We start from the raw sequence: 14451 nt of genomic DNA, 5'->3' as shown, positions 1-14451 counted from the left end.
TTGATGCCGTTCCGCCGCGGCCGGCGTGCGTCGCCGCGGTGCGTGCGTGGCCGCGGCCCGGGGGCCTCTTCCGCGCGGCCCGGCGTCCGGCTAGCGGGTCATGACCCCGGCCGCGCGGGCCGCCGCGCGGAGGCCGGCCCGCGGGGACGCCAGGACCTCCGTACGGACGTCGGCGCGCTCGGCCGCCGGCGCCATGGACGCCTGCGCCAGCACGATGACGTGCGCGCTCTTGGGCGCGGCAGCGCCGCCGGAGCCGTGGCCGGGGGCGGCGGCTCCTCCGGGCCCTTCCGTGCCGCCCGGCGCGCCGTCCACCGCCTCGTTCACCGTCACCGCGCTCCCGTCCGTGTCGGCCTCCCGTACGGCCTCGGCGATCGCGTCCAGGTAGCCCTCGTGGTCGTCCGCCTCGAAGCGCTCCCAGGCGCCCGGCACCACGTGCGTACGGACGACGACGCGCCGCCCGGCGCGCTCGGCCTCCTCCTCGATGAGCGCGGCCGTGGGCGCCAGGGTGCTCGCCACCGAAGCGAGGACGGTGATCCGTTCGCCGCCCGCCACCGCGGCCGCGGCCATCGGCCGGTCCACGCGCAGCACCGGCACCCCGAGGTCCGCCGCTGCCGCCTCGGCGACGCCGCCGATCGTTGAACACGTGCACAACGCGGCCGTCGCGCCCTCCGCCACCGCCGCGGTGAGCGCACCCCGTACGTCGTCGGACACCGCTTCGGGCCCGGCCTCCCGCGCCCGGTCCAGTAGTTCCGGGTGCACGAGGTGACGGAGCTTCAGCGCGGGCGCCTCGTCGTCGCGCAGCGCGTCGAAGACGGGGACATGGGTGGGGGAGGTGTGCAGTACGGCAAGCATGCCGAGGACCGTACCCGCCGGCACGCAGGGAATGCCCGCGGTTTCCGGCGGCCGTGTCCGTGCGTGTTGATCCAGTCACGCCAAGGCATCGGAACGCCGATTGGTCTTGACCAAGGGTGGGGCCGCCCATATCGTCACAGGCATACTGCAACAACCTTTAATAAAGAAGCGCTCAAAACCCCGGGACACACCGGGGACGCCCCCGGAGACGGCCCGGGGACCCGGCGATTGCGGAGGACAGGGTGGGGACCACGCAGCTCGACACGGCGCAGGAACCGAAGTACTGGCACCTCAAGACCGTGCTCAGTGACGCGCTCGACTCGGAGTTCGCGGTCGGCGAGATCCTGCCGAACGAGCGGGAGCTCGCGGCGCGCTTCGGGGTCGCGCGCGCCACGCTCCGGCAGGCGCTCGAGCAGCTCGAACTGGAAGGCCGGCTGCAGCGCCGCCGCGGCGTCGGCACCACGGTCGCCCCGCCCCGCATGGGCGTGCCCGTGGACCGGACCGGCCACAGCTGGCCCGGCGCGCCCGGCGACGCCTGGCAGCCGGTCGACGCGGCGACGGTGGACGGCGGATCGGTCCCGGCGGCCGTCGCCGAGGCACTGGGCGCCGGTGCCGGTGACACCGTGCACGTCGTGCGGCGCACGCGGGTCGACCAGGGCCAGCCGGTCGCGGCCGAACTGCTCTACGTACCGGCCGGGTCCGTACCCGGCGTGACCGACGCCACCACCGGCGCCGTGGCGCGCGCCCGCGCCGTCCTGCGCGAACTGCAGCGGCTCGACCTGGACGGCGAGGAGCGCGCCGTGGAGCTGGGCTCGGCCCGGGCCGAGGACGCCAAGCAGCTGGACCGGCTGCCCGGCGCGCCCGTCCTGGTCGTCACCACGCGCTACGTCACCGGCGGCCGCATCACCGCCGTCGCGGTCTCCACGTACCGCGCCGACACCTGCCGCCTGACCTTCGGCGACCACGACAACCTCGCCGCACTGGCCGGCTGACCGCCCGTCACCGCCGTTGCCCGCACCCGGCCGTCCCCCACTCAACGGCCGGACCGCGGGCCCGGCGTCGGGTCAGCGCAGGCCACCATCCCGTTACCGGCGGGCCGTGACCGTGCCCTCCACCGCGAAGAGCTGTTCCTCCACGTGGTCGAGGGCCAGGCGGAGCGCGCCCGTCGCCACCGCGGTCTCGCCGAGGGCGGAGAGGGCGACGTGCGGCGGGCGCAGGCAGTAGCGGGCGAGTTCGGCGCGCAGCGGGTCCAGTACGCCGTCCAGGCCGGCCGCCCAGCCGCCGATGACGACGATCTCCGGATCGAGGGCCAGGACCAGCGCGGCCACGTCGTGCACCAGCCGCTGGATGAAACGCTGTACCGCGTCCCGGGCGCGCGCGTCGCCCTCGCGCGCGAGCGTGAACACCTTCGCGACCTGCGCTTCGTCGAGCGGATGCAACGGCTCGCCGGTCGTCGACAGCAGCGTCTCGGGAGTTGCCTCGCGCCCCAGCAGATGCAGCGCGCCGATCTCCCCGGCCGCCCCGCCGAAGCCGCGGTGCAGCCGCCCGCCGATCAGCGAACCCGCGCCCGGACTCAGCCCGGCCAGGACGAACACCACGTCGTCCGAGCCGGCCGCCGCACCCTTCCAGTGCTCGGCCACGCACGCCGCGTTGGCGTCGTTCTCCACCAGCACCGGGCACCGGAAGGACTTGCGCAGCCGTTCACCGAGCGGCAGCCCCGTCCAGCCCGGCAGCGCGGTGCCCAGCCGTACCCTGCCGTCGGCCTCCACGATGCCGGGCCCGGCGACACCCACCGCGCGCAGCGAGTCACGGGCCACGCCGGCGCTCAGCAGCAGTTCGGCGACGGTGTCCCGGACGCACGCCAGACGCCGGTCGGCCGGGGTGGACCCGTCCACGTCGTGCTGGACCGAGCCCAGTACCCGGCCGCACAGGTCGGACAGCAGCGCGGAAACCCGGTGCGCGCCGATCTCGATGCCCAGCAGGTGCCCGGCCTCGGCACGGAAGCGGAACCGGCGGGCAGGGCGTCCCTGCCGCCGTGCCGCGGCCTCGTCCGCCGGCGCCTCGACGACCAGCCCCGACTCGATCAGCCCTTCCACGACACCCTCGACTGTCGGCCGGGACAGGCCCGTGAGCTGGACCAGCTGAGTCAGGGTCAGGGCGTCGGCGGCGCGCAGCGCGTGCAGTACCACGGCGGAGTTGATCCGCCGCAGCAGAGAGGGGTCCCCGCCGGTCAGCCGCCCCACCGTCCGTCTCCCTCGCCTCGCGTGTTTGCGGGATCGTAACCGGTCGGGCGGGCTTCGGCGAGCCCCGAACTTCGCTGGTCACGGCCTGTGACGGCCGGTTGTCAGACCCTGGGTCTTTACTGGTGACATGACGACGCAACAGTTTCCCGGTCATCTGTCCGCGATCGACGCCGCGCTCACCGCGCCCGGCGGCACCGGCCGCCTGCTCCGGCTGCACGTGAGCCAGGAGTTCTGGGACGCCGATCCGGCCGACGCGCGGGCCGCCGCCGAGGAGTTCGAAGCGGAGCGGGAAGCACTGGACGGGGTGCTGTCCTTACGCTGGGGCCCGCCCGGTGTGCTGGACCTGACGCCCCATCTGGAGCGGTCGGCCATGGGACTGCCGGAGTGGCCGCCGCTGGCTGGCCTGTCGGCGCTGACCACGACGGCGCACGCCTGGACGGTGGGGGAGTGCCGGGTGGCGACCGGCGTGGGCAGGGCCGCCGAGCATCTGCCGTACGAGCTGGTGGCCGCGGTGTGGCCGGACGGCGGCGGAGGCCCGCCGCTGCCCCGGCAGGCCGGTCAGTCCTCGGCGAACGCCGCGGCGCGGAGCCGGCCGTACTCCTCCGCGAGGGTGGTGGGGTTCCAGTGAGCGTTCAGACCACTGGGGTTGGGCAGCACCCATATGCGGGTGTCGCCCATGGTCCGCTCCTGCGGCCCGACCTTGGCGTGCTTGTCGCCGAAGGCCGCGCGGTAGGCGGTGACGCCGGCGACCGCCAGCCAGGCCGGCCGCAGCCGGCGCACCTTCTCCTCCAGCTCGCGGCCGCCCTCCTCGAATTCCTCCGGCGTCAGTTCGTCGGCGCGCGCCGTGGCCCGCCGTACGACGTTGGTGATGCCGACGCCGTACCGCAGCAGCTCCTGCTCCTCGTCGGGCCGCAGCCGCCGGGGGGTGAAGCCGGCGGCGTGCAGCGTGGGCCAGAAGCGGTTGCCGGGCCGGGCGAAGTGGTGCCCGGTCGCGGCCGACATCAGGCCCGGGTTGATACCGCAGAAGAGCACCCGGAGCCCGCTCGCGGCCACGTCGGGGACGAGGCGGTCACGAGCGGCTTCCAGCTCTTCGGGGGTCAGGCGCGGCACGGCGTTCCGATCGTACGGAGGGGCAGCGGACGCGGGGGCGACGGTCGCCGGGGCGACGGACGCGGGGGTGACGGACGCGGGGTCAGAGGATGGCGCCCGGCGCGTAGGCCGCGGCCTCGGGGTGCGCCTTGGCGATCTCCTCGATGCGCGCGACCACGGCCGCCACCTGGTCGGCGGCGGCGCCGGTGAAGGACAGCTTGTCGGCCATCGCCTCGGCCAGCTGGTCGCGGTCGAGCGGGATGCGCTCGTCGGCGGCGAGCTTGTCCAGCAGCTCGTTGCGCTCGGCGCCCTGCTCGCGCATGGCGAGCGCGGCGGCGACGGCGTTCTCCTTGATCGCCTCGTGCGCGACCTCACGGCCCACACCGGCGCGCACGGCACCCATGAGCACCTTCGTCGTGGCGAGGAAGGGGAGGTAGCGGTCCAGTTCGCGGGCGATGACGGCGGGGAAGGCGCCGAACTCGTCCAGGACGGTCAGGAAGGTCTCCAGCAGGCCGTCCAGCGCGAAGAACGCGTCCGGGAGCGCGACGCGGCGGACCACGGAGCAGGACACGTCGCCCTCGTTCCACTGGTCGCCGGAGAGCTCACCGGCCATCGAGGCATAGCCCCGCAGGATGACCATCAGGCCGTTGACGCGCTCGCAGGACCGGGTGTTCATCTTGTGCGGCATCGCCGAGGAGCCGACCTGGCCGGGCTTGAAGCCCTCGGTGACCAGCTCGTTGCCGGCCATCAGCCGGATGGTCTTGGCGAGCGAGGACGGCGCCGCGGCCAGCTGCACCAGGGCGGTGACCACGTCGTAGTCGAGCGAGCGGGGGTAGACCTGGCCGACGGAGGTGAAGTTCTGCGCGAAGCCGAGGTGACCGGCGATGCGCTGCTCCAGCTCGGCGAGCTTGCCGGCGTCGCCGCCCAGCAGGTCGAGCATGTCCTGCGCGGTGCCGACGGGGCCCTTGATGCCGCGCAGCGGGTAGCGGGAGAGGAGGTCCTCGAGGCGGCCGTAGGCGACGAGCAGCTCGTCGGCGGCGGTGGCGAAGCGCTTGCCGAGGGTGGTGGCCTGGGCTGCGACGTTGTGCGAGCGGCCGGCCATGACCAGCTCGGCGTGCTCGCCGGCCAGCTTGCCGAGGCGGGCGAGGACGGCGACGGTGCGGTCCCGCATCAGCTCGAGCGAGAGGCGGACCTGGAGCTGCTCGACGTTCTCGGTCAGGTCGCGGGAGGTCATGCCCTTGTGGACCTGCTCGTGGCCGGCGAGGGCGTTGAACTCCTCGATCCGGGCCTTCACGTCGTGCCGGGTGACCTTCTCGCGCTCGGCGATGGAGGCCAGGTCGACGTTGTCCAGCACTCGCTCGTAGTCGGCGAGGGCCTGCTCGGGCACCTCAACGCCGAGGTCCTTCTGCGCGCGGAGCACGGCGAGCCACAGCTTCCGCTCCAGCTTGACCTTGTACTCGGGGGACCACAGGACGGCCAGCTCCGTGGAGGCGTAGCGGCCGGCCAGGACATTGGGGATGCGGGGCTTTGCAGTCACGTGAGCCGATTCTACTGTTCGTTCGCGCAGGCCAGCGCCACGGTCCGGATTGTGGCTTACTACAAGCCGCGGGGGCCGCCGTCCGACGTGCGCCGCCGTCCGGTGTGCGCCGCCGTCCGGTGTGCGCCGCCCGCCGCGCAGCGGTCCGGCGCGCCGCCGTCCGGTGCGCGCGGGGGCGGGCCGCCACGCAGGCGCACCGGAGCAGCTGGACCGGAGCCGCTGCGCCGGAGCAGCGAGGCCGGAGCCGCTACGCCGGAGCAGCGAGGCCGGAGCCGCTGACCGAAGCCCCTGCACCGAAGCCACTGCGCCGGAGGCGCTGCACCGAACGCTACGACGATGCCCCGCCCCCGTACGCCACGATCGTGATCGTCGCGCCCAGCTCGCGCATCGCGGCGGTCTCCCGCGCGTCCGTGCCCGGGTCGGTGAGCACCGCCTCGTACCGGCCGACGTCCCCGTAACCGTACGTCGCGGTCTTGCCGAACTTGGAGTGGTCGGCCAGCAGCAGGCTGCTCGCCGCCGCGGCCAGCATCGCCTCCTTGACCTCGACGAACTCCGGAAGCGGGTGGAAGAGCCGGCCGTCGTGGACCGCCGTCGCCGACATCAGCGCGAGGTCGGCGCGGATGCGGGACAGCGTCCGCGTCACCTCGGGTCCGGTGCAGGAGTGGAAGTCGCCCTGGTACTGCCCGCCGAGCAGTGTGACGTCCGTCCCGGCGGCCGCGGACAGCCGCTGCGCGAGGCCCACCGAATTGGTGACGACCCTGATGCCCTCGGTCGTCGCGAGTGCGTCGGCCAGCGGGTACAGCGTGGTGGAGTCGTCGATCAGCAACGTGCTGCCGGGCCGGATCCGCTCCGCGGCCGCGGCACACAGCGCGGCCTTGACCTCGCGGTTCGCGCCCTCCCTGAAGCGGGTGGCGGTCTCCATGGTCAGGGCCGGGAAGGCCACGGCGCGCCCGCGTTCCTTGCGCAGCAGGCCGCGCCCCGCGAGGTCGTCCAGGTCGCGGTGCATGGTCATCAGGCTCAGCCCGAAGTGCGCCGCGAGGGCGTCGATACGGATCTCGCCCCGCTCGGCGACGTACCGCAGCACGTCCTGCCGCCGCCTCTCAACCGCCGCCTGCGACAACCGAGCCTTGGCAGACACCCCGCCTCCTTCCCCGGCCGGGCCCCTTCCGGCCCGGCCGCCCGTCGCCGGGCCTTCCCCGGCCAGGCCGTCCATCGTCCGGCCTCGGCCGGCCCGGCCGTCCTGAGTACGGCCACTCCTCGGCGACTTCCTGTCCGCCGCGCGGCCGCCTGCCGTCCGGCAGCCTTCCGCCCTTGGTCGGTCCTGGCCCGGCCCGACCGTCCGCCGCCCGGCCGTGCGCGGCCCGACCGTCCGCCCCCCCGGCCGTGCCCGGCCCGGCCGTCCATCGTCCGGCCTCGCCCGGCCCGGCCGTCCGTCGTTCGCGCTCGCCCGGTCCGGTGGCCGGTGGTGCGGCCTTTCCCGTGCGGCCCTTCCTCGTCCCGCTTCCCTGCGCCGGTCAGGCCGGTTGTGGGCACACCACCGCTTTGATCGCCGATGGATCGGCCGTGCTTGCGGTGAGGGCGGACGTGGTGTCCTCGAGGGCGTAGCGGTGGGTGATCAGGCGGGGCAGGTCCACCTCGCCGGAGGCGGCGAGGGAGATGGCCGTCGGCCAGGTGTTGGCGTAGCGGAACGTGCCGGTGACCTCGATCTCGAAGTTCTGTACGTGCGCGAGCGGCAGTGGGACCGTGTCGCCGCCCATGCCGACCAGCACCGCGCGCCCGGCCCGGCCGAGCGCCCGCAGGCCCTCCTCGGCGGCGGCCGGGGCGCCCGAGCACTCCAGGAGTACGTCCGGCTCGTAACCGGTGTCGGCGAGCCGGGTCCCGCGCGCGTCCACGGTCGCGGTGGCGCCCAGCTCGCGGGCGACGGCGAGCCGCTGCGGCGCGACGTCGGTGACCACCACCTCGCTCGCCCCGAAGGCCCGCGCGGTCTGCAGCGCGACCAGCCCGATGGGCCCGGCTCCCGTCACCAGGACCCGCGAGCCCGGCGCCACGCGTCCCTTGCGGGAGGCCCACACGCCCACGGACAGCGGTTCGAGGAGGGCCGCGCCCTCCGCGCCCAGCGACTCCGGCACCGGGTGCGCGAAGTCCTCGTCCACCGCCACGTACTCGCACAGCGCCCCGTCCACCGGCGGCGTGGCGTAGAACGACACGTCGGGGCAGAGGTTGTACCGGCCGTGCCGGCACTGCGCGCACCGGCCGCAGGGCACGCCCGGCTCGATCGACACCGGCTGTCCCGGCGTGTGCCGCCGCGCGCCGGGCCCGAGCGCGACGACGGTGCCGCCCGGCTCGTGCCCGAGGACCATGGGGGAGCGGACCACGAAGTCGCCGATCCGCCCGTGCTCGTAGTAGTGCACGTCCGAGCCGCACACGCCGACCGCCTCGACCCGTACGAGCACCTGCCCCGGCCCGGGCCTGGGCACGGGCCGCTCCTGGATCTCCAGCTGCTTCGGCGCGACGAGCACGGCGGCGCGCATCGTCTCCGGGACGTCGATGTCGTACTGAGCGGTGGTGGGCATACGACTTTCCTAGCAGAGGAAGGCCGCTCTGTTAACGCATTTTGCGATAACTGCGCGCGGTTGCTACGGGAAGTCGTGGGCCCGCCGCTACGCGCCCGACGGCCCCTCCGGCTCGTACGGAAGCAGCTCAGGGCGCTTCGGCGGGCGGCCGTCGCCGCTGGAGCGGCCGGTGAGTCGGCGGCCGATCCACGGCAGCAGATGGGTGCGCGCGAAGCGGGCGTCCGCGGTGCGCCGGGCCACCCAGCCGGGCGGCACCGGCGGCGGCAGCGGGGCGTCCCACTCCGCCTCCGGCTCCAGGCCGAGCGCCTGCCAGACCGCCTCGGCCACCCGCTCATGACCCTCGGCCGTCAGGTGCAGCCGGTCGTCGGCCCACAGCCGCGGGTCGCCCAGGGACGCCGAGCCGTACAGGTCCACGACGATCGCGCCGTGCCGCCGGGCCACGTCGTCGATGTGGGCGAAGAGTGCCTCCATGCGCGGGCGGAAGCGTTCCAGGACCGGGCCCTGCCGGCCCGGGCTGCGCATCAGCACCAGCTGCTTCGAGGAGCCCGCGAGGGTCGCTGCGGCCTCCTCCAGCAGCGCGCACACCCGTGCCACGTCGCACTTCGGGCGCAGGACGTCGTTCAGGCCGCCCACCAGCGTGACCAGGTCCGGGTTCATGGCGGCGGCCGCGGGTGCCTGCTCCTCGGCGATCTGCCCGATCAGCTTGCCGCGCACCGCGAGGTTGGCGTACCGGAAGCCGGGCGTCCGGGCCGCGAGGCGCGCGGCGAGCAGGTCGGCCCAGCCGCGGTACGAGCCGTCCGGCAGCAGGTCGGACATGCCCTCGGTGAAGGAGTCACCGACCGCGACAAAACTGGTGTATTGAGCACTCATCTCCATGGCGCGAGCGATCCTATACGCAGTACAGGACCGCCCGCGCCGGGAGGTGCCGCAAGGCGCTCGAACGCTGCCGTCAGGCCCTCGCGGGCCGGCGTCAGGCCGCCGGGCGCTGCTGGAGCACCAGTTCCCGCAGCACGTCCTCCATCGTGACCAGCCCGGCCAGCCGGCCGTCGTCGCCGATCACGGCGGCGAGGTGGGTGCGCGAGCCGCGCATCGCGGTGAGTACGTCGTCCAGCGGCGTGGCGGCCCGTACCCGCGCGATCGGCCGCATCGAGGAGACCTGGAACGGCAGGTCACGCGGCATCGCGTCCAGCGCGTCCTTCACGTGCAGGTAGCCCATGATGCGGCGGGAGTCGTCGACCACGGGGAAGCGGGAGAAGCCCGACCGCGCGGCCAGGTCCTCCAGGCCCTCGGGCGTGACGCCCAGCCGGGCGTACACCACCTTCTCCAGCGGCAGGACCACGTCGCGGACAGGGCGGCGGCCCAGCTCCAGCGCGTCCCGCAGCCGCTCGGCGCCCCGGTCGTCCAGCAGGCCCGCGTCGGAGGAGTCCTCCACCATCTTGGCGAGCTGGGCGTCGGAGAAGGTCGCGGCGACCTCGTCCTTGGCCTCCACCCGCAACAGCCTCAGCAGGCCGTTCGCGAACGAGTTGACCGCGAAGATCACCGGCCGCAGCGCCCGCGCCATGGCCACCAGCGGCGGGCCGAGCAGCAGCGCGCTGCGCACCGGCTCGGCCAGCGCCACGTTCTTCGGCACCATCTCGCCGAAGAGCATGTGCAGGTAGGTCGCCAGCGCCAGCGCGATCACGAAGGACACCGGGTGGACCAGCGCCTCGGGCACGCCCGTGACGTGGAACAGCGGTTCCAGCAGATGGGCGATGGCCGGTTCGGCGACCGCCCCGAGCACCAGGGTGCACAGCGTGATGCCCAGCTGGGCAGCGGCCATCAGCGCGGAGACGTGCTGCAGGCCCCACAGGACGCTGCGCGCCCGGCGGTCGCCCTCCTCCGCGTACGGCTCGATCTGGCTGCGGCGCACCGAGATCAGGGCGAACTCGGCGCCGACGAAGAACGCGTTGACCACCAGTGTGAGCAGGCCGATGAAGAGCTGCAGCGCGGTCATCGGGCGGCCTCCTCGGCGGTGTGCGCGGCGTCCTCGTCACCGGCGGCCGGCGCGTGCAGCAGCACGCGCGCCGCGCGGTGCCCCGATGCGTCCATGACGTCCATCCGCCAGCCCGCGACGGTCAGCTCGTCGCCCTGTGCCGGGATGCGGCCCAGCTCCGTCGCGATGAGTCCGGCCAGCGTCTCGTACGGGCCCTCCGGCATCCGCAGGCCGATCCGCTCCAGCTGGTCGGCGCGGGCGGCGCCGTCCGCGTCGTACAGCGTGCGCCCGTCCTCGTCCACGCCGGCGGGCGCCAGGTCCGGGGTCTCCTGCGGGTCGTGCTCGTCGACGACCTCGCCGACGACCTCCTCGACGATGTCCTCCAGCGTCGCGACGCCGGCCGTGCCGCCGTACTCGTCGATCACCACGGCCATCGTCCGCTTGCCCGAGAGCCGGTCCAGCAGTTCGTTGACCGGCAGCGTCTCCGGCACCAGCAGCGGTTCGCGCAGCATCTCCGCGATCGGGTGCCGGCGCCGTCGCGGAGCCGGTATGGCCAGCACGTCCTTGATGTGCGCGACGCCGACGACGCTGTCCAGGCTGCCGCGGTAGACCGGGAAGCGGGACAGGCCGGTGGCGCGGGTGGCGTTGGCCACGTCCTCGGCCGTGCACTGCACGTCCAGGGCCGTGACCTGCACCCGCGGCGTCATGACGTTCTCCGCCGTCAGGTCGGCGAGGCTCAGCGTGCGGACGAACAGCTCGGCCGTGTCCGGCTCCAGCGCGCCCTCCTTGGCGGAGTGCCGCGCGAGCGCCACCAGCTCCTGCGGGCCGCGCGCGGAGGCCAGCTCCTCGGCCGGCTCCAGGCCCATGCGGCGCACCACGCGGTTGGCGGTGTTGTTCAGATGGCCGATGAGCGGCTTGAACGCGTGGCTGAAGCCGCGCTGGAGCGTGGCCACCCGCTTGGCGATGGGCAGCGGGCTGGAGATCGCCCAGTTCTTCGGCACCAGCTCGCCGACGACCATCAGGACGACGGTGGAGATGGCGGTGCCGAGGACCAGCGCGACGCTGTCGCCCGCTGAGCGCGGCAGGCCCATGGCCTCCAGCGGGCCGGCGAGCAGCGCGGCGATGGAGGACTTGGCGAGCATGCCGATGATCAGGCCGGTGACCGTGATGCCCAGCTGGGCACCGGAGAGCTGGAACGTCAGGCTGCGTACGGCCTTCAGGGCGCTGTCCGCGCCGCGCTCACCGCGCTCGGCGGCGCGTTCCAGGTCGCTGCGCTCGACCGTGGTCAGCGAGAACTCGGCGGCGACGAAGACGCCGCAGGCCAGGGTCAGCAGGAGCGCCACGGCCAGCAGGAGCAGCTCGGTCATCGGGTCACCTCCGTCCCATGATCGAACAGGACCGGGAGGTTCGCGCTATGTCGACTACCACTAGGAGGGTCGCCCATGGCCGGACGCTCACACCTTTCTCGGGGGAATGTGCCGCGGATTCCGTGTATCCAGCAGCGAGGGGACTATCCATAGTAAAGGACGGGCAAAGAACGCGCTTGATCATTTGTTCGGCCGGCCCGTGTGGGCGCCGGCCCCGTCCGGCGCGGGACGCCCCATGAAACCCCTGCGCTCCAGCGGCGGCAGCCCCAGCCGGTCACGGGTCGACTCGTCGAAGTCGTCGAGGAATCCGTGCAGCGTCTCGGACAGGTGGTCCAGCGACTCGACGGCGAACAGCACCGGCTGGTAGCCCGCGACCTGGTACGGGCGCGCCGCGATGTCCGCGAGGTCCCAGGGCCGGACGTCGGCCCGGTCAAAACGCCGCAGCTCCCCGTACGACGACAGCAGCGCGGCCCCGTACGCCTTCGGCCGGCCGCCCTCGTGGACGACGCCGTACTCCAGCGTGTACCAGTACACCCGGCTGATCAGGTCCAGCGCGTCGTCGGAGGTCACCCGGGAAGCGGCCCGGCCCACGGTGCGGTACAGCTCGGCGAACCACGGGTCGCACAGGTGGGTGCCGTGGCCCAGCATGTCGTGGATGACATCGGGCTCGAAGGTGTACAGCGGCATCGCCGAATGCCGTACGTACTGCACCGCGTGGAAGTAGCCGTCGGCCATCGAACCGAGGAACCGCGCGTTGGGCACGATGCCCCCGGCCAGCGTGAAGCGGAAGCCCGTCAGCGCGTGCAGCCGGTCGCCGACCTCGGCGTGCTGCGGCACGTACCCCGCCGGCACGGGCGCCCGTTCCCGCGCGTCGGCCACCGCGCGGCACACCCGGCCCCGCTGCGCCTCCGCCAGCGCGGCGAGCACGGCCCGCCAGGTGGCGTGCTCCTCCTCGGTGTACTCCACGGGCGGCGAGGGCGCGCCGACCCGGTGCCCCGCCGCGAGCGCGGTGATGCGGTTCCGCCGCCGGACGTACGCGCGGTCGGCGTTCCCGGGGTGCTCCTCGGCCCTGCCCAGCCGGCCCTCGGGGGTGACCGGCGTCTGCGCCATCACATCGATCATGAACAGCATGGTCGGCCGGGCCGGCGGCGCGTACCGGGCAACGCGCCGCACACCCCGGCTGCGTCCGCCTTACGCGCCGGTCCCGCCGCCGGCGCCCGGGGCGGGAGCGCCGGCGCCGGCGGACACCCGCGGCTCCGCCAGGTGGCGGACCCAGCGGCTCCACTGCGGCTCCGGCGCGTACCCGGACGCGTGCCACGCCTGATGCGCGAGCTCGTTGCGGTCCAGCACCATCGCGTCGGCCCGCCGGCCGCCCAGCGCGGCGAACCGCTCCTCGGCCGCGGCCAGCAGGGCGCGCGCGACGCCCTGCCGGCGCCGCTCCGGGTGCACCGCCAGCCGGTACAGGTGGCAGCGCCAGCCGTCGAACCCGGCGATCACCGTGCCGACCAGCTCGCCGTCCCGCTCGGCCAGCAGCAGCGCGTCCGGGTCGCGGGCGACCAGCCGGGCCACGCCGTCCCGGTCGTCGCTGATGCTGGTGCCCTCGGCGGCCAGCTTCCAGAAGGCGAGGACGGCGTCCAGCTCGGCGGGCAGTGCGGCACGGATACGAAGATCACTCATGGCCGCATCCCACCACCGGCGCGTCGGCGGGTCCACCGGGTTTCACGGGGCGGACGGCCGGGACCGGCGGTCAGGTGCCGTGCAGCTCCTCGATCACCGGCGCGAACGTCTCCAGCGCCGGGTCCAGCACCGTGATGTACGAGAAGCCGTACCGTTCCCGGCGCTCGCGGAGCTGGTCGGCGATCTGCCGCACCGTGCCGAACAGCAGCGTCGGCGCGTCCAGCAGCTGCTCCTCGTCCAGGCCGATGTCGTGGGCGGCGAACTCGCGGGCCGCCGCCCTGCGGTCCTGGGTGATCACCACGCGCTGGACGAGGATGTTGCGTTCGGCCGGCGCCGCGCGGTCCGCCGCCGCCTCCGCGTACCGGGCGACCGTCGCGTCCAGCTGCTCGGCCGAGGACAGCTCCAGCGTGCCCTCCGGCTTGCCCGGAGCCTGCCGGCCGCCCTGGAACGCCGCGATCTCCGCGTGCCGCGCGGTGAGCCGCATCATCCGCGGCCCGTTGCCGCCGATCAGCAGCGGCGGCCGCGGGCGCTGCACGGCGGCCGGCACGTGGTCGGGACCGCCCAGCAGCCGGTCCAGCTCCTCGATGGTGCGGGCCAGGTGGTCGACGCGCTGCCCCGGGCTGCCCCAGGGGAGACCGGCCGACTCGTGCTCGGCACGTACGTAGCCGGTGCCCAGGCCCAGTTCGAGCCGGCCGCCGGTGAGCGCGTCGGTGGTCGCCACCTCGCGGGCCAGCAGCGCCGGGTTCCAGAAGCCGGTGTTCAGCACGAAGGTGCCCACCCGCGGCCGTTCGGTCGCCTCGGCCGCGGCGATCAGCGCGGGGAACGGCGCCGGCATGCCCAGATGGTCCGGTACGAGCAGCACGTCGTAGCCGATCGCCTCGGCCTGCCGGCACTTCTTCCGCCACTCGTCGCCGGAGGCGATCGCCAGCGTGTTGACGCCGAATCGGAACGGACGGGTCATCGGTCCTCCTGATCGTCTTCTGTTGTCGGCGCACCGCGTACGCCCACCGGCACCGCGTACATCCACCGGCATCGGCACCGGCGGCCGTGCGCACGTGCGGAAGGCGGCGCGGGCGCGTAAGCGCGGTGCCGCGCCGTGGTGCCAGGCGCGTACGCCGTCACGGTGCCAGATAGGGCAGCG

General features: G+C 74.2%; 14 protein-coding genes. 2 read left to right on the top strand and 12 right to left on the bottom strand.

The window, feature by feature from the left end; genetic code table 11:
- Window positions 1-90: 90 nt before the first annotated feature.
- Window positions 91-852: an arylsulfatase gene (locus C3486_RS26825; RefSeq protein WP_103835341.1), complete on the bottom strand. Its 762-nt coding sequence runs from the start codon at window positions 850-852 to the stop codon at window positions 91-93.
- 242 nt (window positions 853-1094) lie between these two features.
- Between C3486_RS26825 and C3486_RS26820 the strand changes: the two genes are divergently transcribed.
- Complete coding sequence (locus C3486_RS26820; RefSeq protein ID WP_103835338.1) at window positions 1095-1844, top strand: GntR family transcriptional regulator; 750 nt, start codon at window positions 1095-1097, stop codon at window positions 1842-1844.
- Window positions 1845-1937: 93 nt separating this feature from the next.
- Here C3486_RS26820 and C3486_RS26815 read toward each other — a convergent pair whose 3' ends face one another.
- Window positions 1938-3095 (bottom strand): ROK family transcriptional regulator, encoded by a 1158-nt coding sequence (locus C3486_RS26815; RefSeq protein ID WP_103835337.1) that lies wholly within the window; start codon window positions 3093-3095, stop codon window positions 1938-1940.
- Window positions 3096-3222: 127 nt separating this feature from the next.
- On the opposite strand from C3486_RS26815, the gene C3486_RS26810 reads away from it, so the two are divergent.
- Window positions 3223-3723 carry a hypothetical protein gene (locus tag C3486_RS26810; protein ID WP_103835336.1) on the top strand — a complete coding sequence of 167 codons (501 nt, stop codon included), beginning with the start codon at window positions 3223-3225 and terminating at the stop codon, window positions 3721-3723.
- On the opposite strand, the gene mug is transcribed toward C3486_RS26810, so the two are convergent.
- The 10 genes from mug to C3486_RS26760 all read right to left on the bottom strand — a co-directional run bounded on the left by mug (window position 3654) and on the right by C3486_RS26760 (window position 14271).
- Window positions 3654-4205: a G/U mismatch-specific DNA glycosylase gene (gene mug / locus C3486_RS26805; protein ID WP_103835335.1), complete on the bottom strand. Its 552-nt coding sequence runs from the start codon at window positions 4203-4205 to the stop codon at window positions 3654-3656. The genes C3486_RS26810 and mug overlap by 70 nt on opposite strands.
- A gap of 82 nt (window positions 4206-4287) precedes the next feature.
- Window positions 4288-5721, bottom strand: coding sequence for an adenylosuccinate lyase (purB, locus tag C3486_RS26800; RefSeq protein ID WP_103835334.1), 1434 nt, complete (start codon window positions 5719-5721; stop codon window positions 4288-4290).
- A 328-nt stretch (window positions 5722-6049) separates the two neighbouring features.
- Window positions 6050-6859, bottom strand: coding sequence for a DeoR/GlpR family DNA-binding transcription regulator (locus C3486_RS26795; protein WP_258053012.1), 810 nt, complete (start codon window positions 6857-6859; stop codon window positions 6050-6052).
- A gap of 376 nt (window positions 6860-7235) precedes the next feature.
- A complete protein-coding gene (locus C3486_RS26790) occupies window positions 7236-8294 on the bottom strand; it encodes an NAD(P)-dependent alcohol dehydrogenase (RefSeq protein WP_103835332.1) in 1059 nt (352 codons plus the stop codon).
- Between the two features lie 87 nt (window positions 8295-8381).
- Window positions 8382-9170, bottom strand: a complete 789-nt coding sequence (locus C3486_RS26785; protein ID WP_103835331.1) for an SGNH/GDSL hydrolase family protein — start codon at window positions 9168-9170, stop codon at window positions 8382-8384.
- Window positions 9171-9264: 94 nt separating this feature from the next.
- A complete protein-coding gene (locus tag C3486_RS26780; protein WP_103835330.1) occupies window positions 9265-10287 on the bottom strand; it encodes a hemolysin family protein in 1023 nt (340 codons plus the stop codon).
- Window positions 10284-11633 carry a hemolysin family protein gene (locus tag C3486_RS26775; RefSeq protein WP_103835329.1) on the bottom strand — a complete coding sequence of 450 codons (1350 nt, stop codon included), beginning with the start codon at window positions 11631-11633 and terminating at the stop codon, window positions 10284-10286. The genes C3486_RS26780 and C3486_RS26775 overlap by 4 nt, the downstream gene beginning before the upstream one ends.
- Window positions 11634-11813: 180 nt before the next feature.
- Window positions 11814-12755, bottom strand: a complete 942-nt coding sequence (locus C3486_RS26770) for a phenylalanine 4-monooxygenase (RefSeq protein WP_103835340.1) — start codon at window positions 12753-12755, stop codon at window positions 11814-11816.
- 69 nt (window positions 12756-12824) lie between these two features.
- Entirely contained in the window at window positions 12825-13310 is a 486-nt protein-coding gene (locus tag C3486_RS26765; RefSeq protein WP_103835328.1) for a GNAT family N-acetyltransferase, read from the bottom strand.
- Between the two features lie 70 nt (window positions 13311-13380).
- Entirely contained in the window at window positions 13381-14271 is an 891-nt protein-coding gene (locus C3486_RS26760) for a TIGR03621 family F420-dependent LLM class oxidoreductase (RefSeq protein WP_103835327.1), read from the bottom strand.
- Between the last annotated feature and the right edge of the window lie 180 nt (window positions 14272-14451).

The organism is Streptomyces sp. Ru73, assembly GCF_002920575.1.
Lineage (GTDB): Bacteria > Actinomycetota > Actinomycetes > Streptomycetales > Streptomycetaceae > Streptomyces.
Note: the sequence above shows the minus strand (reverse complement) of the source record. Positions and strands in the feature narration are given on the sequence as shown.

Coding starts and splice junctions, on each gene's coding strand:
- C3486_RS26780 (WP_103835330.1), bottom strand. CDS start 10,287: ATGACCGCGCTGCAGCTCTTCATCGGCCTGCTCACACTGGTGGTCAAC.
- C3486_RS26770 (WP_103835340.1), bottom strand. CDS start 12,755: ATGATCGATGTGATGGCGCAGACGCCGGTCACCCCCGAGGGCCGGCTG.
- C3486_RS26760 (WP_103835327.1), bottom strand. CDS start 14,271: ATGACCCGTCCGTTCCGATTCGGCGTCAACACGCTGGCGATCGCCTCC.
- C3486_RS26785 (WP_103835331.1), bottom strand. CDS start 9,170: ATGGAGATGAGTGCTCAATACACCAGTTTTGTCGCGGTCGGTGACTCC.
- C3486_RS26775 (WP_103835329.1), bottom strand. CDS start 11,633: ATGACCGAGCTGCTCCTGCTGGCCGTGGCGCTCCTGCTGACCCTGGCC.
- C3486_RS26810 (WP_103835336.1), top strand. CDS start 3,223: ATGACGACGCAACAGTTTCCCGGTCATCTGTCCGCGATCGACGCCGCG.
- C3486_RS26790 (WP_103835332.1), bottom strand. CDS start 8,294: ATGCCCACCACCGCTCAGTACGACATCGACGTCCCGGAGACGATGCGC.
- C3486_RS26825 (WP_103835341.1), bottom strand. CDS start 852: ATGCTTGCCGTACTGCACACCTCCCCCACCCATGTCCCCGTCTTCGAC.
- C3486_RS26765 (WP_103835328.1), bottom strand. CDS start 13,310: ATGAGTGATCTTCGTATCCGTGCCGCACTGCCCGCCGAGCTGGACGCC.